The sequence below is a fragment of the Caulobacter sp. RHG1 genome (assembly GCF_013181195.1).
Lineage (GTDB): Bacteria > Pseudomonadota > Alphaproteobacteria > Caulobacterales > Caulobacteraceae > Caulobacter.
The window spans coordinates 323,008-344,991 of record NZ_SMZP01000009.1 but is presented as its reverse complement, the minus strand read 5'-3'; the positions used below and the strand labels follow the sequence as shown (position 1 = coordinate 344,991).

General features: G+C 68.0%; 19 protein-coding genes. 5 read left to right on the top strand and 14 right to left on the bottom strand.

Annotated elements, in window-relative coordinates; all coding sequences use genetic code 11:
- Positions 1–107: 107 nt before the first annotated feature.
- Both E1H18_RS23455 and E1H18_RS23450 read right to left on the bottom strand, forming a co-directional pair.
- Entirely contained in the window at positions 108–1,013 is a 906-nt protein-coding gene (locus E1H18_RS23455; protein ID WP_172273627.1) for a DMT family transporter, read from the bottom strand.
- A gap of 44 nt (positions 1,014–1,057) precedes the next feature.
- Complete coding sequence (locus E1H18_RS23450) at positions 1,058–2,320, bottom strand: adenosylmethionine--8-amino-7-oxononanoate transaminase (protein ID WP_172273624.1); 1,263 nt, start codon at positions 2,318–2,320, stop codon at positions 1,058–1,060.
- A gap of 74 nt (positions 2,321–2,394) precedes the next feature.
- On the opposite strand from E1H18_RS23450, the gene bioF reads away from it, so the two are divergent.
- Both bioF and bioD read left to right on the top strand, forming a co-directional pair.
- Positions 2,395–3,537, top strand: coding sequence for an 8-amino-7-oxononanoate synthase (bioF, locus tag E1H18_RS23445; RefSeq protein WP_172273621.1), 1,143 nt, complete (start codon positions 2,395–2,397; stop codon positions 3,535–3,537).
- Positions 3,534–4,190, top strand: coding sequence for a dethiobiotin synthase (bioD, locus tag E1H18_RS23440; RefSeq protein WP_172273618.1), 657 nt, complete (start codon positions 3,534–3,536; stop codon positions 4,188–4,190). The genes bioF and bioD overlap by 4 nt, the downstream gene beginning before the upstream one ends.
- Here bioD and E1H18_RS23435 read toward each other — a convergent pair.
- Positions 4,179–5,033, bottom strand: a complete 855-nt coding sequence (locus tag E1H18_RS23435) for an NAD(P)-dependent oxidoreductase (protein WP_172273615.1) — start codon at positions 5,031–5,033, stop codon at positions 4,179–4,181. The two genes, bioD and E1H18_RS23435, sit on opposite strands and share 12 nt — an antisense overlap.
- Before the next feature lie 116 nt (positions 5,034–5,149).
- Between E1H18_RS23435 and E1H18_RS23430 the strand changes: the two genes are divergently transcribed.
- Both E1H18_RS23430 and E1H18_RS23425 read left to right on the top strand, forming a co-directional pair.
- Entirely contained in the window at positions 5,150–6,049 is a 900-nt protein-coding gene (locus E1H18_RS23430) for a flagellar motor protein MotB (RefSeq protein WP_172273612.1), read from the top strand.
- Between the two features lie 117 nt (positions 6,050–6,166).
- Positions 6,167–7,003, top strand: a complete 837-nt coding sequence (locus E1H18_RS23425) for an arginyltransferase (RefSeq protein ID WP_172273609.1) — start codon at positions 6,167–6,169, stop codon at positions 7,001–7,003.
- Positions 7,004–7,140: 137 nt separating this feature from the next.
- Here the strand turns inward: E1H18_RS23425 and E1H18_RS23420 are convergent, their stop codons facing one another.
- The 4 genes from E1H18_RS23420 to E1H18_RS23405 form a co-directional block, all read right to left on the bottom strand.
- Complete coding sequence (locus E1H18_RS23420) at positions 7,141–7,908, bottom strand: SDR family oxidoreductase (protein ID WP_172273606.1); 768 nt, start codon at positions 7,906–7,908, stop codon at positions 7,141–7,143.
- 11 nt (positions 7,909–7,919) lie between these two features.
- Complete coding sequence (locus E1H18_RS23415) at positions 7,920–8,852, bottom strand: nitronate monooxygenase family protein (RefSeq protein WP_172273603.1); 933 nt, start codon at positions 8,850–8,852, stop codon at positions 7,920–7,922.
- Entirely contained in the window at positions 8,849–9,811 is a 963-nt protein-coding gene (locus E1H18_RS23410; RefSeq protein WP_172273600.1) for a zinc-binding alcohol dehydrogenase family protein, read from the bottom strand. Before E1H18_RS23410 ends, E1H18_RS23415 begins: the two co-directional genes overlap by 4 nt.
- A gap of 157 nt (positions 9,812–9,968) precedes the next feature.
- The gene (locus E1H18_RS23405; RefSeq protein ID WP_172273597.1) at positions 9,969–11,282 is read right to left on the bottom strand and encodes a serine hydrolase; all 1,314 of its coding nucleotides are present in this window, start codon (positions 11,280–11,282) and stop codon (positions 9,969–9,971) included.
- 201 nt (positions 11,283–11,483) lie between these two features.
- On the opposite strand from E1H18_RS23405, the gene E1H18_RS26420 reads away from it, so the two are divergent.
- On the top strand, positions 11,484–12,923 hold the full coding sequence (locus E1H18_RS26420) for a hypothetical protein (protein WP_194248157.1): 1,440 nt from the start codon (positions 11,484–11,486) through the stop codon (positions 12,921–12,923).
- A 66-nt stretch (positions 12,924–12,989) separates the two neighbouring features.
- Here E1H18_RS26420 and E1H18_RS23395 read toward each other — a convergent pair whose 3' ends face one another.
- From E1H18_RS23395 to E1H18_RS23365, 7 genes are read right to left on the bottom strand one after another with little or no spacing between them, the layout of a single operon-like run.
- Complete coding sequence (locus E1H18_RS23395) at positions 12,990–14,468, bottom strand: serine hydrolase (RefSeq protein ID WP_172273594.1); 1,479 nt, start codon at positions 14,466–14,468, stop codon at positions 12,990–12,992.
- Positions 14,468–16,747 (bottom strand): DNA topoisomerase IV subunit A, encoded by a 2,280-nt coding sequence (parC, locus tag E1H18_RS23390; protein ID WP_172273591.1) that lies wholly within the window; start codon positions 16,745–16,747, stop codon positions 14,468–14,470. Before parC ends, E1H18_RS23395 begins: the two co-directional genes overlap by 1 nt.
- 60 nt (positions 16,748–16,807) lie before the next feature.
- Complete coding sequence (locus tag E1H18_RS23385) at positions 16,808–18,397, bottom strand: alkaline phosphatase (protein WP_172273588.1); 1,590 nt, start codon at positions 18,395–18,397, stop codon at positions 16,808–16,810.
- A gap of 52 nt (positions 18,398–18,449) precedes the next feature.
- Positions 18,450–19,187: a DNA repair protein RecO gene (recO, locus tag E1H18_RS23380; RefSeq protein WP_172273585.1), complete on the bottom strand. Its 738-nt coding sequence runs from the start codon at positions 19,185–19,187 to the stop codon at positions 18,450–18,452.
- A 15-nt stretch (positions 19,188–19,202) separates the two neighbouring features.
- Positions 19,203–20,156: a GTPase Era gene (era, locus tag E1H18_RS23375; RefSeq protein ID WP_172273582.1), complete on the bottom strand. Its 954-nt coding sequence runs from the start codon at positions 20,154–20,156 to the stop codon at positions 19,203–19,205.
- Positions 20,157–20,195: 39 nt separating this feature from the next.
- Positions 20,196–21,248 carry an ATP-binding protein gene (locus E1H18_RS23370; protein ID WP_172273579.1) on the bottom strand — a complete coding sequence of 351 codons (1,053 nt, stop codon included), beginning with the start codon at positions 21,246–21,248 and terminating at the stop codon, positions 20,196–20,198.
- Positions 21,245–21,934 (bottom strand): response regulator, encoded by a 690-nt coding sequence (locus E1H18_RS23365; RefSeq protein WP_172273576.1) that lies wholly within the window; start codon positions 21,932–21,934, stop codon positions 21,245–21,247. Before E1H18_RS23365 ends, E1H18_RS23370 begins: the two co-directional genes overlap by 4 nt.
- Between the last annotated feature and the right edge of the window lie 50 nt (positions 21,935–21,984).

Here is a 21,984-nt window from a genome sequence, read left to right as displayed (position 1 = left end):
CGCGCCATCCAACCTTGGACCGCCAGCTATAATCTCAACCGCCCCCACTCCGGCATCAAAGGCCTCACGCCCTGGCAGCGTGTGAACAACCTTCTTGGAAACGACAGCTAGGCCGCCTCGGCTAGCTGTTCTTCAGGCTTGCCGCGCTTTTCGGTCAGGGCCACCAGCGCCACCCCGACCATGGTGGCGGCGCCGCCGATCAGCAGCTGGGCCGACAGCTTGTCCCCTAGAAACGCCACGCCGATCGAACACGAGACCAGCGGCGTCAGCAGGAAATATGGCGTCACCCTCCCCGGCTCGCGGCGCTGGACCAGCCAGAACAGCAGCGCGCTGGCCCCGACGGTCGAAACCAGGCCCGCGAACAGCACCGCCGCCCAGGCGATCGGCGGCGCGGCCTGGACCTTGGCGACCTGATCGGTCTCGAAGATCAGCGACATCAGCAGCAGCACCGGCGCGGCGACCACCGCCGTCATGCCCTGCATCTTCAGCGGCTTGATGCCGGGCGTCTTGCGCACCAGCACGGTGGCCACGGCCCAGCAGGCGCCTGCGAAGACGATCAGGGCGATGGCCGGCAGGTCGCCGATGGCGTGCGGGTCCAGGCTCATCCAGGCCACACCCAGGAAGGCGATCACCAGGCCGAGGGCGGCGGGCGCGCGCATGGTCTCACCCAGCATCCGCCAGGCGAACAGGGCCGTGAACGGAATCCACAGCTGGCTGGCCACGACCAGCGGGCTCAGGGAGCCCGCCATGCTGAACGCCAGGTAGATGACGCCGAAGTGGATCGGTCCGGTCAGCAGCATGATCACCAGCAGCTTCCGGAACTCCGGGAACGGCGGCTTGATGAACGGGAACAGGAACGCCAGCGCGGCCAGGAAGCGCAGGCCGCCCATCAGCATCGGCGGCAGATACATCGTCGCCACCTTGGCCGCGGCGTTGTTGATCCCCCACGTCAGGATGATCCCCACGATGGCGAGGTATTCCAGACCAGACAGCGGGGAGGACTTGGCGGACATGGGCCCGCTTGGACCAGACCAGCCTCCCTAGGTCAATTGAGGTTTCAGGCGACGCCGACCACCTTGCGCACGGCCGCCGTCAGCAGCGCCAGATCCGCGTCCGGCGTCGTGAAGGCCGGCGTCAGATAAACAACCTTGCCCATCGGCCGGATCCAGGCGCCCAGCGTCGCGAAGCGGGCGCAAAGATCGCCGACGGCCACAGGCGCCTCGAACTCGACCACGCCGATCGCGCCCAGGGTCCGGACATCCACGACGCCCTTCCCCGCCCGACAGGGCTCGAGGCCCTCCGCCAAGGCGGCGGAGACCCTCGCCACGTCCTTGGCCCAGCCACCGTCCTCGAACAGATCCAGCGAGGCGTTGGCCGCCGCGCAGGCCAGCGGATTGGCCATGTAGGTCGGGCCGTGCATCAGGGCCGCGCCCGCATCGTCGGACCAGAAGGCCTCGAACACCTTGGTCGACGCCACCGCCGCCGACAGCGGCAGGGTGCCGCCGGTAAGCGCCTTGGACAGGGTGACGATGTCGGACTCGATCCCTGCCGCCTGCATGGCGAACAGGGTCCCGGTGCGGCCAAAGCCGGTGAAGATCTCGTCGAACACCAAGAGCACGCCGTGCTTGTCGGCCAGGCGGCGCAGGGTCCTCAAGACCTCCGGCGGATGCAGCAGCATGCCGCCCGCACCCTGGACCAGCGGCTCGACCAGGATGGCCGCCACCTCGTGGCCGCGCTCGGCCAACAGCACGTCCAGCGCCGTCTCGCCGCCCGCATCGCGTGGCAGGTCGGCGATCACCTGCTGCGGCATGACGCCGGCGAACAGGCTGTGCATGCCCTCCTCCGGGTCGCAGATGGTCATCGTCGCCAGGGTGTCGCCGTGATAGCCGCCCCGGAAGGCCAGGAACTTGGTGCGCCCTTTGACACCGCGGTTGATCTGAAATTGCAGCGCCATCTTCATGGCGATCTCGACCGAGACCGAGCCGCTTTCGGCGAAGAAGACATGGTTCAGGTCGCCCGGCATCAGCTTGGCCAGACGGGTCGCCAACCGATAGGCCGGCTCGTGCGCCAGACCGCCGAACATCACGTGCGGCATGGCCTCGACCTGCTGGCGCAACGCGTCGGCGATGTGCGGATGATTGTAGCCGTGGCAGGCCGTCCACCACGAGGCCAAGCCGTCGACCAGCTCGCGCCCGTCGGCCAGAACCAGCCGCGAGCCCTTGGTCGCCACGACCGGCAGCGGCGGCCGCGCGGTCTTCATCTGGCAGTACGGGCGCCAGACATGGGCAGCGCCCTCGGTCAGCCAGGCGGGTTCGGACATGGATACGCTTTCCGTTTGCGGACTCAGGGCGCTCTGCCTATTCCCGCGCTTCCGTTGCCGCAAAGGGAAACGACATGCAGAGCCTCGACGCCTTCGCCGACGAGAAGCTGGCGGCCCTTGAAGCCAAGAGCCTGCGGCGACGCTTGAAGACGACCCGCCGCCACGACGGCGCGGTCGTGGAGCGCGACGGCAAGCGGCTGATCTCGTTCTCGTGCAACGACTATCTGGGCCTGTCGCAGCACCCTCTGGTGCGCGCGGCGGCGGCCGAGGCGGCGCTGAACTACGGCGCCAGCGCGGCAGCCTCGCGCCTGGTGACCGGCGACCATCCGCTGCTGGCCGACCTGGAAAAACGTCTGGCTCGCCTGAAGGGCGCCGAGGCCGCCTGCGTATTCGGCTCTGGGTATCTCGCCAATACCGGCGTCATCCCCACCCTGGTCGGCCCCGGCGACGCGGTCTTCGTCGACGCCTGGGCCCATGCCTGCATCTGGGCCGGCGCGCAGCTGTCGGGCGCGAAGATCATCAAGTTCGCCCACAACGACGTCGCCGACCTCCAGCGTTTGCTCGAGGCCGAACGCTCGCAGGCCCGCCGCGCCCTCGTCGCCACCGATGGCGTCTTCTCGATGGACGGCGACGTCGCGCCGCTCGATCGGCTATCGGCTCTGTGCGAGCAACACGACGCCTGGCTGCTCAGCGACGACGCCCACGGGGTCGGGGTGCTGGCGGAAGGCCGAGGCTCGGCCGCCCTGTTCCCGGACGCCCATATCCCGCTGCAGATGGGCACCCTGTCCAAGGCCCTGGGCTCCTACGGCGGCTATCTGTGCGGCTCGCAGGCGGTCGTCGACCTGCTGAAGACCCGCGCCCGCACCCTGGTCTACGCCACGGGTCTGCCGCCCGCCTCGGCCGCCGCGGCCCTGACAGCGCTGGACCTGATCGAGGCCGATCCCGCCCTCACCCAGCAGCCGCTGGCCAAGGCCCGGCTGTTCACCCAGCGACTGGGCCTCCCGGACGCCGTCAGCCCCATCGTTCCGGTCATTATGGGCGAAGCCGAAGCCGCCCTGGCCGCATCGACCGCGCTGGAGGCCCAGGGCTTCCTGGTCGTGGCCATCCGCCCGCCGACGGTGCCGGAAGGCACGGCCCGCCTGCGCGTGGCCTTCAACGCCGCCCATGCCGACGCCGACATCATCCGTCTCGCCGACGCCATCGGAGCCCTGCGATGAAAGCGCTATTCGTCGCCGGGACCGGCACTGACCTGGGCAAGACCCACATCGCCTGCGCCCTGCTCCGCGCCGTCCGCGCGCGAGGCCTCCGCGCCGACGCCTTCAAGCCCGTGGTCAGCGGCTTCGACCCCGCCGAGCCTGAGGCCAGCGACCCCGCCCGTCTGGCCGCCGCCTTGGGCCGCCCCGACGCCTGGGCCGACATCTCACCTCGCCGCTACCGCGCGCCGCTGGCCCCGAACCTGGCCGCCCGGCTGGAGGGCGAGACCCTGGCCATGGCCGACCTCGTGGGAGACTGCCAAGCCTGGCTGGAAACCTGCGACGCCGACCTGGCGCTCGTCGAAGGGGCCGGCGGGGTCATGTCGCCGATGACCGACGACGCGACCAATCTGGACCTGATGACGGCGCTGAACCTGCCGGTGCTGCTGGTCGCCGGCAGTTACCTGGGCACGGCCAGCCATCTGCTGACGGCGCTGGAAGTCCTGCGCGCACGCGGCCTGACGGTGGCGGCGATCGTGGTCAGCGAAAGCCTCGACGCCCCGGACCTTGGTCAGACGGTCGAGATGCTTCGCGCCTTCGAACGACAGATGTCGATCCTGGTCGCCCCCCGCGACCAGGCCTGGGACGCCGCCGAGCTGGCCGACCTACTTCTCTAGCCGCGCCATCAGGCTGGACGTATCCCAGCGGTTACCGCCCATGGCCTGCACCTCGGCATAGAACTGGTCCACCAGCGCCGTGGCCGGCAGCTTCGCGCCATTCGCCCGGGCCTCGTCCAGGGCGATGCCCAGGTCCTTGCGCATCCAGTCGACCGCGAAGCCGAAGTCGAACTTGCCCTGGGCCATGGTCGCCCAACGGTTTTCCATCTGCCACGACTGGGCCGCGCCCTTGGAGATGGCGGCCAGGACGTCGTCGGTCGGCAGGCCGGCCTGCTTGGCGAAGTGCAGCGCCTCGGCCACGCCCTGAACGACGCCGGCGATGGCGATCTGGTTGCACATCTTGGTCAGCTGGCCCGCGCCCGGCTCGCCCATGCGACGGACGGCCTTGGCATAGACCTCGATGACCGGCAGCACGCGATCGTAAGAAGCCTGCTCGGCCCCGACCATGATGGTCAGCTGGCCGTTCTCGGCCCCCGCCTGGCCGCCCGACACCGGGGCGTCGATGAAGGCGCGGCCGCCTTGCGCCAGCAGCGCCGCCATCTCGCGGGCCACGGTGGCCGAGGTCGTGGTGTGGTCGACGATGATCGCGCCCGGCGCCAAGGCCGGCAGGGCCTGCGCCACGACGTCGCGGACATCGTGGTCATTGCCGACGCACAGCAGCACGACCTCCGCGCCCGCCACGGCTTCGGCTATGGTCTCGAACGCCTGGCCGCCGTGCTTTTCAGCCCATTTGCGGGCCTTTTCAGCGGTGCGGTTGTAGACGGCGACCTCGTGGCCGGCAGCCTTCAGGTGGCCCGCCATCGGAAAGCCCATCACGCCCAGGCCGATAAACGCCGTCTTCATGCCGCTGCTCCTTCAGATCAGACGCCGGGATTACGCGCGCCAAGCCCTCGGCGGCAACCCCATCTTAACGACCTTCAGGCAGGTTCCGGCTTCAAGGTTAACCAGGCTTAAGCACGATGGCGGTCAATACCGAACAGCCGATCATCATCAAGAAGATCAAGAAGGGCGGCGGCCATGGGCACCATGGCGGCGCCTGGAAGGTCGCCTATGCCGACTTCGTGACGGCCATGATGGCCTTCTTCCTGCTGATGTGGCTGCTGAATACGACCAGTCCCGAGCAGAAGCAGGGCATCGCCGACTATTTCGCGCCAGCCTCGATCTCGTCCACCACCAGCGGTTCGGGCGGCATCCTGGGCGGCACTTCGCTGGGCGACGACGGCGCCAAGGCCGACGGCAAGATGTCGGTGATCCAGCAGATGGCCCCCGAGGCGCCCGACAGCGTCAGCAAGGACGGCCAGTCCAGCGATACGGCCAATCTGGACGCCGCCAGCGAGGAAGCCCTGCGCGACGCCCTGGCCAAGAAGGAACAGGACGCCTTCGCCTCGGCCGCCCAGTCGCTGCGCCAGTCACTGCAGGACATGCCTGAACTGGCCGAGCTGTCAAAGCAGATCATGATCGACCAGACCCCGGAAGGCCTGCGCATCCAGCTGGTCGACCAGGAAGGCCGCTCGATGTTCCAGGAGAACTCGAAGACGCCGAACGACCGCGCCCGCATCCTGCTGCGCGCCGTGGCCAAGATCATCAATCAGCTGCCCAACCGCGTGACCATCTCGGGCCACACCAGCGCCAACGCCTATGGCCGCAAGCAGGACGCCGACTGGTCGCTGTCGGCCGCTCGCGCCGACAGCTCGCGCCAGATCCTCAGCGCCGCCGGCGTCAATGACGACCGCATCTATCAGGTGTCGGGCAAGGCCAATTCCGAGCCGCTGTACGCCGACGACCCGACCCTGGCCGGCAACCGCCGGATCTCGATCGTGCTGCTGCGTGAAAAGCCGGTTCTGCCGGACGGTCTGTAGGCGAAAGCCTGTGACCGTTCGCCGCGCAACGCGTCTGCGACGCTTGCGCAACTGAACGCTATGCCCCCTAATCCCGTTCAGGGCTGAACAAGATCGACGAGAGGGGTTAGGGGTTCCGTGACGCAGCATTTTCCGACGCGACAGCTTCGGTTCTTTCTGACCGCGCCCACGCCTTGCCCATACCTGCCTGGGCGGGAAGAGCGAAAGGTGTTCGCCCACCTGCCGCTGTCCGACGGCCCCAGCGTCAATGACGGCCTGACCCAGGTCGGCTTCCGTCGCTCCCAGAACATCGCCTATCGCCCGGCCTGCGAGACCTGCCGCGCCTGCCAGTCGGCCCGTGCGCCGGCGGCCGAGTACGTGCTGTCGCGCTCAGAGCGCAAGGTCCTGAACCGCAACACCGATCTTGAGCGTCACCTGGTCGAGGCCGAGGCCACGCTGGAGCAGTTCGAGCTGCTGCGCCGCTATCTGCTGGCTCGCCACGCCACCGGCGGGATGGCCGAAATGACCTGGCCCGATTACGTGGCCATGGTCGAGGACACCGCGGTCCGCACCCACCTGATCGAGTACCGCACCAAGTCGCAGGACCGTGGCCCCGGCGACCTGATCGCCTGCGTGCTGGTCGACGTGCTCGCCGATGGCCTGTCGCTGGTCTACAGCTTCTACAATCCCGACCAGGAACGCCGCAGCCTGGGCTCCTTCATCATCCTGGACCACATCGTTCAGGCCCAGGACGGTGCCCTACCCTATGTCTATCTGGGCTACTGGGTCCCGGGCAGCGAGAAGATGGCCTACAAGGCGCGCTTCTCGCCGCTGGAAATCCTCAAGCCCGGCGGCTGGTCGCTGATGTCGGCCCGCGAACGCGGCGCCCGCCCGCCCAGCGGCAAGGTCGCGACCAGGGATCTCGACCTCCCGATGAGCGACGCCGAACCGGCGGGGATCGTGGAGCTTTCCTAGTCAGATTTCCCCGATGAAAGCCGGGACCCAGATCGTATGACTGCCAGCCGCACGCAAGAACGCCCGCGATCCTTTCTGGACCGCGGGCGCTTTGGTATCTGGACCCCGGCTTTCGCCGGGGAGATCGGTAGCTGTGTCTACCGCGCGAAGCTGACGCCACCGTCCACGGTGACCGCCGAGCCCATCACGTAATCCCCGGCTCGCGAGGCCAGGTAAATGGCGGCGCCGGCCATGTCTTCGTCGTCGCCGATCCGACCAGCGGGGATCGACTTGGAGACCGCGTCGGCGTGGTCGCGGGCGACCTTGTTCATGTCCGAGGCGAAGGCGCCCGGAGCGATGCAGCTGACGGCGATGTTCTCGGGCGCCAGGCGCAGGGCCATGCGCTTGGTCATGTGCAGCAGGCCCGCCTTGGACGCGCCATAGGGATAGGTCTCATCCTTGGTCACCGACTGGCCGTCGATCGAGGCGATGTTGATGACCTTGGCGACACGATCCTTGGCCGCCGCGCGCAGGTGGCCGATCAGGGCCTGGGTCAGGAAGAACGGCGTCTTCATGTTGAGGTCGACGGTCTTGTCCCAGCCGGCTTCCGGGAACTCGTCGAAGGCCGCGCCCCAGGCTGCGCCGGCGTTGTTCACGAGGATATCGAGCTTGCTCTCGCGCTCCTTGATCCGGTCGGCCAGGCCCTGGATGCCTTCCTGGGTCGAGATGTCGCCCGGCAGAGAGACGCACTCGCCGTACTGGCTGAGCTCCTCGGCGGCGGCGTCGCAGGCGGCGGCCTTGCGGGCGGTGATGTAGACGCGCTCGGCGCCGTAGACGAGGAAGCCCTTGGCGATCATCGCGCCGATGCCGCGCGAGCCGCCGGTCACGACCGCAACGCGGCCCTTGAGCGAAAAGAGGTCTTGCATGGGAAAGTCTCCTAGAAGCCGCGCGTCGCGGCCAGGGCGCCGAGGCGTCCGGTGATGTCGTGGAATTGGGCGACGGTCTCGTCGATGATCGCCTGGACCGTCTTGACCTCGTCGATCAGGCCGACGGTCTGGCCGGCCAGCGCGGGCGCGGCCTCCATGTCGCCGCCGAAATAGACGTCGAGGATATTCTTCAGCACGTCGGGCGGCATAACGCCGGCGTCGTAGATCTCCTTGGTGAGATCCGACTTGATGGCCCGAATGCAGGGGCTGGCCTTCTTGTTCAGCACCCAGGTGCCGGTCTCCTTGGCCCCGGTGATCGCCGCCTTGTAGTTGGCGTGGACCGGGCTCTCGGCCGAGCTGACGAAGCGGGTGCCCATCTGCACGGCCTCGGCTCCCAGCGCGAAGGCCGCCGCCATGCCGCGCCCGTCGCAGATGCCGCCAGCGGCGATCAGCGGCACGTCCGTTCTTGCCCGGATGGCCTGCAACAGGACGAGGGTCGAGACCTCCTCCGGGTTCTTGAAGCCGCCGCCTTCTGCGCCCTCGACCACCAGGCCGTCGATCCCGGCTTCGACGCATTTGACCGCCGCGTCGACCGTCGGCACGGCGTGATAGACGACGATGCCGGCGGCCTTCAGCGGGCCGACGAACTTGGCGGGACTGCCGGCCGAGGTGGTGACGAACTTGACCCCGCTCTCGCACACGAAACGCAGCATGGCGTCGTCGCGCAGGAACATGATCGGCAGGTTCACCCCGAATGGCAGGCCGCTGGCCGCCATCTTGGTGATCTCGGCCTTGCAGTTCTCCGTCTCGCCCGAAGAGGTCTCGATGATCCCCAGGCCGCCAGCGCGGGACACGGCGCTGGCCAGAGGATAACGAGCGATCCAGCCCATCGGGGCCTGGACGATCGGGTATTTAGCGCCCGTGTGCTTCAGGACCCGGTTCATGGGATGAGCAGCACCCGGCCGACGGCCTGGCGGCTCTCGATATAGGCGTGAGCGGCCGCCGCGTCGGACAGCGGGAAGGTCTTGTCGATGACCACCTCCAGCTCGCCCTTGGCGGCGCGGTCGATCAGGTCCTGGATCAGGTCGTGGATGCGGTCGGTCATGATCTCCGCGCCCAGGAAGACCCCTGTCAGAGAGCGGTTGCCGCCCATCAGCGACGAGACGTCGACCTTCATCGGCTCGCGCCCGGCGTTGCCGACCAGCGAGATGCGACCACGATAGCCCAAGGCCCCGAGGCTGCTTTGCAGCGTCGCGCCGCCGACCGGATCGACGACCAGATCCACGCCCTTGCCGCCGGTCAGGCTCATCACCTTCTCGACCAGGTCGTCACGGCCGTAGTTGATCCCGTGGTCCAGGCCGAAGACCTTCAGGCGTTCCAGCCGCTCGTCGCTGGAGGCCGAGGCGATCACCGTCGCGCCGGCCTGCTTGGCCAACTGGATGGCGGCAAGGCCCACGGCCCCTGCCCCGGCCTGCACCAGCACCGTCTCGCCGGCCTTCAGGCGGCCCGCGCCGAACAGGCACTCGTGGGCGGTGCCGAACGGCACCGGGATGGCCGAAGCCTTCTGGATGTCAAAGCCGTCCGGGATCGGCCAGGCGTTGCGGGCCGGGACCGCGCGCAGTTCGGCGTGCGAGCCGAAGGCGTTCACGGTGACGACCTTCTGGCCGACCTTCAGGTGGGAGACCTCGGCCCCGACCTCGACGATCTCGCCGGCCGCTTGATAGCCGACAATGTGGGGACTGCCCGCCATCTGGCCGCCGCCGCGGTTGAGCGTATCGCCGCCCTCGATGCTGACGGCCTCGACGCGGATGACCACGCCCTGCGCGTGGCAGACCGGGTCGGCGACATCCTCGTAGCGAAGGACGTCGGGCGCCCCGGTCTCGTAATAGACGGCGGCCTTCATGGCGTTACTCCCTATGTGCTCCCCAAACCCGATCTCCCCGGCGAAAGCCGGGGCCCAGATCGAGCTCGGAGGTCTCCTCGTTGAAGCCGGGGAGAACGGCGCGAGCGCCCAGATCGCTCAGGATGCATCTGGGCCCCGGCTTTCGCCGGGGAAACGGTTATTTGGCTGGATCGACCAGCGCTCCGTAGACCAGCTTGGCGCTGTCCTCGTCGATGTCCTTGATGGCCGGGTCGCCGCCCTTGTTGAGAATGTGGATCATCCCCAGGAAGAACAGGTCGTTGGTCGGGTCGATCCAGAACCAGGTGCCGGCCGCGCCGCCCCAGCTGTAGGTCCCCTCGCCTTGCGGACCGGCCTTGGCGCTGTCCAGCACCACGGCGAAGTCGAGGCCGAAGCCGCGCCCCTTGGCTGTGCTGAACTCGGAAGCGTCGGAGTTCATGATCGTGTCGCTGAGCGCGTTGGTCCGCATCAGCTTGACGGTTTCGGGCTTGAGGATCCGCTTGCCGTCCAGTTCGCCGCCGTTCAGCAGCATCTGGGCGAAGCGCGCATAGTCGGCGTTGGTCGAGACCAGGCCGCCGCCGCCCGAAGCCACGACCGGCGGCTTGGTGATGTCCAGCACCATGAAGCCCTCGGCCGGGACCAGCTTGTTTTCCTTGGGGCTCCACAGGTAGAGCGAGGCTAGGCGATCGGTCTTCGCGGCCGGCAGCCAGAAACCCGTGTCGGTCATCTTCAGCGGCGCGAAGATGCGCTTCTGCATGAAGTCGCCCAGCGATTGGCCGGTCAGCTTCTCGACGATCATGCCCTGGATATCGACCGAGACGCTGTACTTCCAGCGCGTGCCCGGCTGGGCGACCAGCGGCAGGGCGGCGACCTTCTGGGCGAACTCCTGGCTGGACTTGGCGCCCAGCACGCCGGTCGAGACATAGGCCTTGTCGATGGGGTTGTCGGGGACCAGGCCGTAGGCGAAGCCGCCCGAGTGGCTCATCACTTCACGCATGGTCGGCGGACGGTCGGCCGGCACGGTGTCGAACGAACCGTCGGCATTGACGCCCTTGAACACCCGCAGATTGGCGAACTCGGGGATGAACTTGCTGACCGGATCGTCGAGCTTCCACTTGCCCTCTTCGAACAGGATCATCATCGCCACGCCCGTGACCGGCTTGGTCTGGGAATAGATGCGGAAGATGGTGTCCTTGGTCATCGGCGGGCCGTCGAAGCCCTTCTTGCCGTGCACCTGGTAGTTCACGACCTTGCCGTGGCGGACCAGCATGGTGGTGACGCCCGGCAGGTGACCGCCATCGACCAGACCCTGCATGTGGGCGTCCAGCTTCTTCAGACCCTCGGCCGAGAAGCCGGCGCTTTCGGGCGCGGCGACGGCGACCGCGGGCGCCTTGGCCGACTCCAAGGCCAGCGCCGAGCCACTGCTGAGCAGGGTCGTGGCCAGCGCAGTCACGATCAATTTGCGGAACACCAAGTCGCCACTCCCGAACAGATGTTTGAAGCGACCCTAGATCGCCAATCGGGTTGTTGGAACTGGTTTTTGTGACAGTCGTGCGAGCCGACGTCGCTCGCCCTAAGGTTAAGGTTATTTCATGAACGCCTGGGTTGATCGAACGACGTTCACGTATATTTTTAACTGCACGAGGGATTACGAAATATTTAGGCACCAAGGACCATGGCGACGCTCGACAATCTGATCACACTCTATCGCAACGTTCACCGCCTGCCGGCCGGAGGGGAGCCGCCGGCCTCGGCGACGGCGCAGCTGACCCTGATGGCGCAAGGCATCGACATCGCCCGCAACGGACAGCAGGCCGGCGACATCTGGAGCTACGCCAGCGCTGCCCGCTGGATCCAGGATAGCGCCAAGGCTACGACCCAGGTGGCCGTGCTGTCCTACGCGTTCCTGGCCGACACCAGCCTCAGCACGGCTGGGGCGGACTATCTGGTCGCGGCGAACGGCGCCAATCCGCACAACCTCAACAGCGCCCACTACGCGCCGTTCAACACGGTCAATCGCTACATCAACTTCGCCGTCAGCCTGGTGAAGGGCGGCGAGGCCAAGGACGCCTTCATCCAGGAGTACGGCGCCAGCGGCACGGCGTTCGACACCTTCAGCAAGGCCTATTTCAAGCTGTTCGGCGTCCACAAGACCCAGACCGAAGCCTTGGAGATGCTCAGCGAAGACGTGCCGAACGGCCGCGGCGGGACCTACACCCGCGGAGAGTTCTTCGCCGAGGTCGGCGGCGACGGCGGCAACGGCCTGGGCATGCGGGCGGCCATGGTCGGCTGGCTGATGGCCGTGGCGGCGCAGGAGAACAAGGGCCCCTACAGCGAGGCCATGCGCGCCTACCTGGCGGACATCGGCGTCGACGGCCAGGCCAACGCCGCCAAGGGCTTCCTGGCGCTGTACGGCGCGGGCGGCCGCTATGCGCCGGGCGGGGTCGACGATCCGGGTCTGCCGGGCGAACGCGCCAAGTTCGAGCACGACTGGAACGTCGATGCGGTCAACCAGGAGCCGGCCCACGACACCCACGTGCTGGCCAGCGACGGCAACGACATGATCAGCCCCATCCTGTCCGATCAAGGCGGGCTGGACGCCGGCCGCCACATCCGCACCGGCGGCGGCAACGACATGGTCCGTGTCGATAATGGCGTCATGCGCGGCCTGATCGACACCGGCACGGGCAATGACATGATCATGCTCGAGAGGTTCGACGGCCGGATCATCACCGGCAGCGGCCACGACACCATCGACCTGGGGACCTTCGCCGATATGCACCTGGCGGGCGGCAAGGCCGTGGACATCCCGGTGATCGAGGACTTCCAGAAGGGCTTCGACCTGCTCATCTTCCCCGGCTTCGTCGGCCCGGGCCAGAAGAAGGACCTGGCCTTCGTCACGACGGCTGCCTTCGACGACGCCCTGGCCGCCTATGCCGGCGGGACGGCGGCCAACAGCAACACCGTCTTCGAGTGGAACGGCGACACCTATGTCTTCCACCAGAACGGCGTGGCCGGCCTGGATACGGGCGACGGCCTGATCAAGCTGGCCGGCGTCACCGGCCTGACCGTCGGCAAGGACGGCCAGAACGCCGACATCCTGTTCGCGGCCTAGAGACTCAGCCCCTCCGGGACCGTGAAAGAGCTCCCCTCGCCTGGCGGGGGGAGCTTTCCTTTGCGCTCAGCGCGTGCCGGCCGGTTTCGAGGGGCCCGACGGCTTGACCGGCTGCTGGCCCGTGGCTGGCGGCCTTGCGGGCTGGGTCGTCACCGCTGGCTTGCTCGGCTGGACCACCGGCGCAGTCGCCGGCGCGGGCGGACGCTCGATGGCCTGATAGACCAGGGTCCGCGACTGGGCGTCCAGACCGCCGCCCACGCCGCCCAGGCGCTGGATCATGCCGATGAAGAAGAGATCGTTGGTCGGGTCGATCCAGAACCAGGTGCCGGCGCTGCCGCCCCAGCTGACCGTGCCCGGACCAACCGGCGCGCCCGAGGCGGCAGGGTCGACGGCGACGGCCAGGTCGATGCCATAGCCCATGCCGGCGGCGAACGGGAACGGCCGCGGGCCGGGCTTCAGGACGCCCGTGGTGCCGTTGGTCGTGACCACGAAACCCGGTGGCAGGTGATTGCGGGTCATCAGGGCCACGGTCTCGGGCTTGAGGATCCGCACGCCTTCCAGGCTGCCCTTGTTGAGGATCATCTGGGCGAAGCGCGCGAAGTCGCCGGCGGTCGAGACCAGGCCGCCGCCGCCCGACGGCGCGGCCGGAAGCTTGCTGACGTCGCGCCAGGCGCCTTCGACGGCGGGGACCAGCTTGCCGGTCACCGGATCGCCATCATAGATCGCGGCCAAACGCGGAAGCTTCTGCTGGGGCACGTAGAAGCCGGTGTCACGCATCTTCAGCGGCGCAAAGATGCGCTGCTGCATGAAGTCCGGCAGGCTCTGGCCCGACAGCTTCTCGACGATATAGCCCTGGATGTCGGCGGCGACGCTGTAGCGCCATAGCTGCCCCGGCTCGGAGAACATCGGCAGGTCGGAGATCTTCGCCGCCATGTCTTCCAGTGACGCCGACTGCAGCACCCCGGCCTGATAATAGGCCTGATCGGCAGGGCTGCTGGGGTCGTCGGCGATGCCATAGGCGAAGCCCGCCGTATGGGTCATCAGCTCGCGCATGGTCGGCGGCCGCGAGATCGGGGCCAGGACCGGCTTGCCCTCGGCGTCGACGCCCGCAGCGATGCGCAGGTTGGCGAACTCGGGCACGTGCTTGGTGATCGGATCGTCCAGCTTCCACAGACCCTGCTCGTACAGGATCATCATGGCGACGCCCGTAACCGGCTTGGTCTCCGAGCGAATACGGAAGATGGCGTTCACCGGCATAGGCGGGCCGCCCAACACGCGCTGACCGAACGCCTTGGTGTGAACCACCCGACCGTGGCGGGCGAGCAAGGTCACCGCGCCGGCCACCTGGCCGTTGGTCACCATGGACTGCATGTGCTCGTCCAGCCGCTTGAGACGCTCGGCGTTGAAGCCGACATCCTCGGGCTTGGCGCGCGGCAGGACCAGGGCCGCAGCCGGCGTCGCGGCGACGGCCGCGCAACCAAAGGCGCTGGCCAACAGGCGCAGCGCGCGGCGACGCAACCGCCCCAACCCGACCTTGGTCAGCATCACTTCGGCCGGAACCGCTTGTTCGTGGCGAAGCCCTTGGGCGCCAGCTTGCCGGCCCCGGCCCGACGGCCAACCCATTCCTTCCACTCTGCCCACTCGCGGCGGCGGCCGGCGGTGTCGATCCAGTAGGCGCCGGTCTCGGCGTTGAACGACAGACCGTCGCGCAGGCCCCCTTCGCGATAGGCCTGCAGCTTGACGCCCTTGCCGCGCGGCATTTCCGGCAGCTCTTCCAGCGGGAAGATCAGGATCTTGCCGTTGTCGCCGACCACGGCGAACTGGTCGCCGACGGCTTCCAGGCAGAAGGCCGCGCCGGCGGCGTCGACGTTCAGGACCTGCTTGCCGGCCTTGCGGTTGGCCAGGGCTTCTTCCTCGGGCATCAGGAAGCCGTAGCCGGCCTTCGAGGCCAGAATGCGTTTGCGGCCCGCCTTGAACGGGAAGACGTCCGCGATCTTCACCTTGTCGTCCAGCTCGATCATCATCCGCACCGGCTCGCCGTGGCCCCGCGCGCTGGGAAGCTTGTCGCAGCCCAGGGTGAAGAACCGGCCGTCGCTGGAGAAGATCAGCAGCTTGTCGGTGGTCTCGGCCGGGACCAGGAAGCCCAGCTTGTCGCCTTCCTTGAACTTCAGTTCGGACGGATCCTCGACCTTGCCCTTGGCGGCGCGGATCCAGCCGCGCTCGGACAGAATGATGGTGATCGGTTCACGGACGATCATCGCCTCGATGGCCGCCTCGGCGTCCACGACCGGGGCGTCTTCGAAGATCGAGCGGCCGGTCACGCCGGTCGGGCGACCGCCCTTGTCCAGCGGGTGCTTGATCTTCAGCAGGGTGGCGCGAACCTCCGACAGGCCCTTGCCGACCAGCTTCCACTGCTTTTCGTCGCTGGCCAGCATGGCCAGGATGCCGTCGCGCTCCTCGACCAGCTCGGCGTGCTCGCGGCGGATCTCCATCTCTTCCAGCTTGGCCAGCTGGCGCAGACGGGTGTTGAGGATGGCGTCGGCCTGGATGTCCGAGAGCCCGAAGGTCTCGATCAGCTTTTCCTTCGGCTTGTCCTCGTAGCGGACGATCCGAATGACCTCGTCGAGGTTCAGATAGGCGATCAGCAGGCCGTCCAGGATGTGCAGACGGGCTTCGATCTTGGCCAGGCGGTGACGGGCCCGGCGGGTCAGCACTTCGCGGCGGTGGGCCAGGAAGGCCATCAGGGCCTGCTTGATGCCCATGACACCCGGGGTGCCCCGCGCGTCCAGCACGTTGATATTGACCGGGAAGCGGCTTTCCAGCGCCGAGAGCTTGAACAGGCTCTCCATCAGCACTTCGGGCTCTACGTTCTTGGACTTCGGCTCGAGCACCAGGCGGATGTCCTCGGCGCTCTCGTCGCGGACGTCGCCCAGCAGGGCGGCCTTCTTGCTGTCGATCAGGTCGGCCAGTTGCTCGACCAGATCCGACTTCTTCACCTGGTACGGGATCTCGGTGACGACGATCTGGTAGGTGCCGCGACCGGTGTCTTCCTTCTCCCACTTGGCGCGAATGCGCACGCCGCCGCGGCCGGTCTCGTAGGTTTCCAGCAGGGACGCGCGCGACTCGACGATGACGCCGCCGGTCGGGAAGTCGGGACCCGGGACCTTTTCGAGCAGTTGCTCGGTCGTGGCGTCGGGGTTCTTCAGCAGCAACTGGCAGGCGTCGATCAGCTCGGCGGCGTTGTGCGGCGGGATCGAGGTGGCCATGCCGACCGCGATGCCCGACGAGCCGTTGGCCAGCAGGTTCGGGAAGCCCGACGGCAGAACCACCGGCTCCTCGTCCTGGCCGTCATAGGTGGGCCGGAAGTCGACCGCGTCCTCGTCGATGCCGTCCAGCAGCAGCGTGGCCGCCTCGGTCATCTTGCATTCGGTGTAACGCATCGCCGCGGCGCTATCGCCGTCGATGTTGCCGAAGTTGCCCTGCCCCTCGACCAGCGGGATGCGCTGGCTGAACTCCTGCGCCAGGCGGACCAAGGCGTCGTAGATCGACTGGTCGCCGTGCGGGTGGAAGTTACCCATGACCTCGCCGACCACCTTGGCGCATTTGCGCGCGGCGGACTCGGGGTTCAGGCGCATGTTGCTCATCGCGTACAGGACGCGACGATGCACGGGCTTGAGGCCGTCGCGCACGTCGGGCAGCGCCCGCGAGCCGATCGTCGACAGCGCGTACGCCAGATAGCGTCGCGACAGCGCTTCGGTCAGCGGCTCGTCGAGGATGCGGTCACCGTCGCCAGGACCGCCGGGGGGGAGGACAGGTTTGTTCATCAGGCAGATTCGTTATGCGAGATCGCACCTTAGCAGAACTCTTCGGCCTGATTCGAGCCGTTACGCCTGAACGATCCCCGTCTTTCCGGCCTCCAGCGCCCATTTCGCGCGCGTCGACAGCTTGCCGTCGGTCCGGCGCACCGAATCCAGCACCTTGAACTCGGTCGTGAAGGTCTTCGGCGTGACGTCGCAGATCGCGTAGCCGCGCTGGTTGTTGTTGAACTTCAGGATCGGATTGGCCGCCTGCAGCTTGGCCATGTCCAGCCGCTGGTCGTTGCCGTCGCCGCCCGAGGTGATCGAGGTGACGACGAACTCCGAGGCGATCGGCGCGCCCTCGGCCTTGGCCCCGTCGAGGAACAGGTCCCCAGCGAAGTTCTGGTGCTCGTCGCCGGTCAGCACGACGACATTGCCGACCTTGCGATCGCGGATCGTCTTCAGCAGCCGGACGCGCGGGATGCTGTAGCCCGCCCAGGAGTCTGGATTGACGTTCCGGCCAGCCTCCGGGAGGCGGTCCAGGTCCATCATCATGATCTGCTGGGCGATGACGTTCCAAGTCGCCTTCGACCCGGTCAGGCCGTCATTGAGCCACTTCTCCTGGGCGTCGCCCATGACCTGGGCCTTGGGCGCGTCGATCTCGGCGCAGGATGCGCCGTACTTGTCATCGCACGGCTGATCGGTGCGGAACTGGCGGGTGTCCAGCAGATTGAGATTCAACAGCTGGCCATAGGCGGCGCGGCGATAGATCTGCAAGCTGGTCCCGACCGGGAAGCTCGAAGCCCGCAGCGGCATGTTCTCGTAATAGGCCTGGACGGCAGCCTGGCGGCGCAGGTTGAACAGCTTGGGATCCGTGCCGTCCTGGTCCAGGTCGCCGACCCAGTTGTTGTCGATCTCGTGGTCGTCCCAGACCGTGAACCACGGCGCGGCGGCGTGGGCGGCCTGCAGGTCGGCGTCCATCTTGTATTGGGCATAGCGGCGGCGGTAGTCGTCCAGGGCGTAGATCTCGCCGCCGAAGTGCTGGCGGACGTTCTCCTGCGGCCCGCCCAAGCCGGTGTACATCCGGTTGCCGCGGCCCTCGTAGATGTAGTCGCCGTAGCAGAACACGAAGTCGGGATTGTCCTCGGCCAGGCGGCGGTAGGCGGTGTAGTAGCCGCTTTCGTAGTGCTGGCAGCCGGCGACGGCGAAGCGCACGCGGTCCAGGGCCGCGCCCAGCGCCGGCGTGGTGCGGGCGCGGCCGACGATGCTGCGCTCCTTGCCGACGGTGAAGCGGTACCAGTAGTCGCGGCCGGGCTGCAGGCCGCCGACCTCGACGTGGACGGCGTGACCCAGTTCCGGCGGCGCGATCGCCGTCCCCTTGGCGACGATGGTGCGCATATTGGCCGCGTCGGCCACTTCCCACTCGACCGCGACCGGGGCCATCGGCATGCCATAGCCGATCTCGAAGGGCTCGGGCGCCAGGCGGGTCCAGATCACGAAACCGTCCGGCGCCGGATCGCCCGAAGCCACGCCCAGCTGGAACGGATAGCTGCGGAACCCGACCTGGGCCAGGGCCTTGCCGCTCTCCAGCGGGATCGCCAGGGCGGTGACGGCGGACGCGCCGAACACGCCCAGCAGGCGGCGGCGGCTCAGGGCGTAGCGGTCGAGCACGGACATGGCGGAACTCCGGGAAGGAAGCTCCGGCGATAGCTCTGCTTTGTGACGGTTCTTAAAGCCTGCCGGCCTCGGTCAGGCGGTCCAGCAGCCACATCCGAGCCGGCGGCAGAGGGCGGTTCAGCGGGCCGAACACGAACTGCTCCAGGAAGTGGCCGGTGATGTTGAGGCCGGCGCTGACGTCACCGTCCGCTAGACCGCCCTGCGAGGACAGCATGAACGGCGGCAGGGGCATCAGCTTGTCGTGGTAGGGCTTGCCCGCCGCGCGACTGACCGCGCGTCCGGTGCGCGGGCTGACATAGACGAGGTCGTCGAAACTGCCGGTGGCGGCGCATTTCGACAGGTCCAGGCCAAAGCCCAGCTCCTGCAACAGGCCCATCTCGTAGCGGACATAGACCGCCGGCCAGATGTCGGGGATTTCCAGCACGCGGATCAGGGCCTCCAGCGCGTGGAAGGCGCCTGGATGGGCCTCGCGCTCCGGCAGGGCCGAGGCGGCGACCGAGGCGGCCGATGACAGCCCGGCCAGCGCAAGACGGTCATCGAAAAGACTGGAAGGCCCCTCGCCCATCGGCTCCAGGGCCGCAGAGCCCAGCTGGCCCTCGACCCGGGCGCGATAGCGGACGATGACCCGCGCGCCGGGCTGCAGGAAGGGCTTCATCCGCCGCGAGGCCGCGCCGGAGACGTGGGCGGCGACCTTGCCGCGCGCCTCCGTCAACAGCTCGACGATCGCTCCGGTCTCGCCATGGGCGCGGGCCGAGAGGACATAGGCCTCGTCCTCCCACTCCTGGCTCAAGCGAGACGTCCCTGATCAGACATCGAAGTCCAGGCCGATGTCGCTGAACAGGCCGCGTTCCTCGGCCCAGTTTTCCTTGACCTTCACGTGCAGGAACAGGTGCACCTTGCGATCGAGGATGTCGCACAGCTCTTCGCGCGAGGCCTGGCCGATCCATTTCAGGGTCTGGCCGCCCTTGCCGATGACGATGATCCGCTGGCCCTCGCGCTCGACGAAGATGGTCTGCTCGATGCGAACGCTGCCGTCCTTGCGCTCTTCGAAGGCCGTCGTCTCGACGCTGGCGGCGTAGGGCAGCTCCTCGTGGACGCGCAGATAGACCTTCTCGCGGGTGATCTCGGCGGCCAGCAGGCGGGCCGGCAGGTCGGCGGTCTGGTCTTCCGGATAGAGCCAGGGGCCTTCCGGCATCAGCGAGACCAGCTTGGCGGTCAGGTCCTCGACGCCGGCGCCGGTCGCGGCGCTGATCATGAAGACGTCGGTGTAGACGCCCTGGTCGAAGAAGTCCTTGGCGATGGCCAGCAGGGTGTCGCGCTTGACGCCGTCGATCTTGTTCAGGGCCAGGATGACCTTGCGATCGGCGGCCTTCAGGCCCTCGATGATGGTCTGGACGTCCTGGGCCGAGCGGAACTCGCCCGGCGTGGCCTTGTCGGCGCGGCTGGACAGCTCGGCCTGCACGTCGACCAAGTGGACGGTGGCCTCGGCGTCTTCCGAGCCGGCCCAGGCCGAGCGGACCATGGCGCGGTCCAGGCGGCGGCGCGGGCTGAAGATCCCGGGGGTGTCGACGAGCACGATCTGCGCATCGCCCTCGATGGCGACGCCGCGCACGGGGAAGCGGGTGGTCTGGACCTTCTGGGTCACGATCGAGACCTTGGCGCCGACCATGCGGTTGACCAGGGTGGACTTGCCGGCGTTCGGCGCGCCGATGATGGCGGCGAAACCCGCGCGGGTGTTTTTGGAGGTGGTGTCAGTCATTGCGCGTGCGTGTAGCACCGATTGGAGGCCGCGTCGCGATCAGGACGCGGGCAACACCAGCTCGAAGGTCGAACCCGCGTTATGCGGCCGATGCCGGATGGATCCGCCGTGCGCCTGGGCGATCTGGCGGACCACGGCCAGGCCCAGACCGCTGCCCTGGGTTCGCGTCGAGGCGCGCTGGAAGGGTTCGAAGATCACCGTGGCCTCATCAGGCGTAAGGCCTGGCCCATCATCCTCGACCGCCACGCCCACCTCGCCTGCGCCCAGCGGTCCGGAACGGATGGTGAGCGGTCCGGGCGTGGCGTGGACCAGGGCGTTCTGCAGCAGCGCCAGCAGCGCCTGGCGCAGGCGGACCGGGTCGCCCAGAACCCGGGCAGGCTCCAAACGCCAGTCACAGACAAAGCCCGCCTCGGTCAGGCGCGGGCCGACGGCCGCCTGCAGCTCGGCGACGATCTGCGCCAGATCGATCAGCTCCGGCCGCAGATCCAGCCGCCCCACGTCGGCCAGGCTGACCACCCGCAGGTCTTCCACCAGACGCGCCAGGCCGTCGACCTGGCGCAGCAGACTGGTCAGGGTCCGCTCATCGATCTGGAAAACGCCGTCGGCGACACCTTGCAGGCGCCCTTTCAGGATCGTCACAGGCGTGCGCAACTCGTGGGCGATGGCGGCGTTCCAGTCGACCATGCCGGTGGTCAGGCTCTCCAGACGCTCAGCCATGCGGTTGAAGTCCTCGACGAGGGTCGCCACCTCGCCCGCCGTCTCGTCATCGACCACGGCGCGGGCCTTGAGATCTCCGCCGGCGATGCGTCGCGCCGCCTCGGCCAGGCCGTTGACCGGCATGACGATGCGGCGAGCCAGCTGCGCCCCGGCGATCACCGCGATCAGCACCGCCACCCCGATCGCGGCGGCGATCACCAGATAGTCGATCTCGTGCGGCGTCCACTCGCTGGGCCGCGGCGCCGCGTCCGAGTGGTTCTCGAACACCCAGGCGTAGAGAAACAGGGCCGCGAAGGCCGCGCTGGCGAAGCCGGCCAGCGTCACCAGCGCCATGCGCGTGGCGATCTTGCGCCACAGGCTGGCGCGACGGGTCATTCGGCCGGTTCCAGCCGGTATCCGACCCCGCGAACATTGACCAGCAGGCCCGGCGCGCCGCCCGCCTCCAGCTTGCGGCGCAGGTGGCTGACGTGACTGTCGACCGTGCGGCCGGCGACGTCCTGGTTGGGGAAGCAGGCTTCGGTCAGCTCGGCGCGCGTGAAGACCCGCAGCGGGATGCGGGCCATGTGGGCCAGGATGCGGAACTCGGTCAGGGTCAAGTCCAGACGGCGGCGGCCCTCGGGCTGCACGATCGTGGCCAGGTAGTTCTCGATATTGACCTCGACCGCCCCCACCCGCAGCAGCTTGGCGTCGGGCGCGCCGACCCGGCGGCGCAGGATCGCCTGCACCCGAGCCACCACCTCGATCGGGTTGAACGGCTTGACCAGATAGTCGTCGGCCCCGATGCGCAGGGCCTGCAGCTTGTCGAGATCCTGGTCCAGGGCGGTGACCATGACCACCGGCGTCTCGCCGCGCCGGCGCAGCTCGCCCAGCACATCCCAGCCGTCGCGGCTGGGCATGCGCACGTCCAGCAGCACCATGTCGGGCTTGAGCGTGGCGTGCAGGTCCAGCGCCTGCTGGCCATCGGCCGCCAGCACCGTGCGGAAGCCCTCGCGGCGCATATAGGCGTCGAGGATCTCGGCGATCTCGGCTTCGTCCTCGGCGATCAGGATCAGGCTGCTCATGTCGTTCTGGTCCGGCGAAAACTCGCTCCGATCAAGGAAAAAGAGAAACC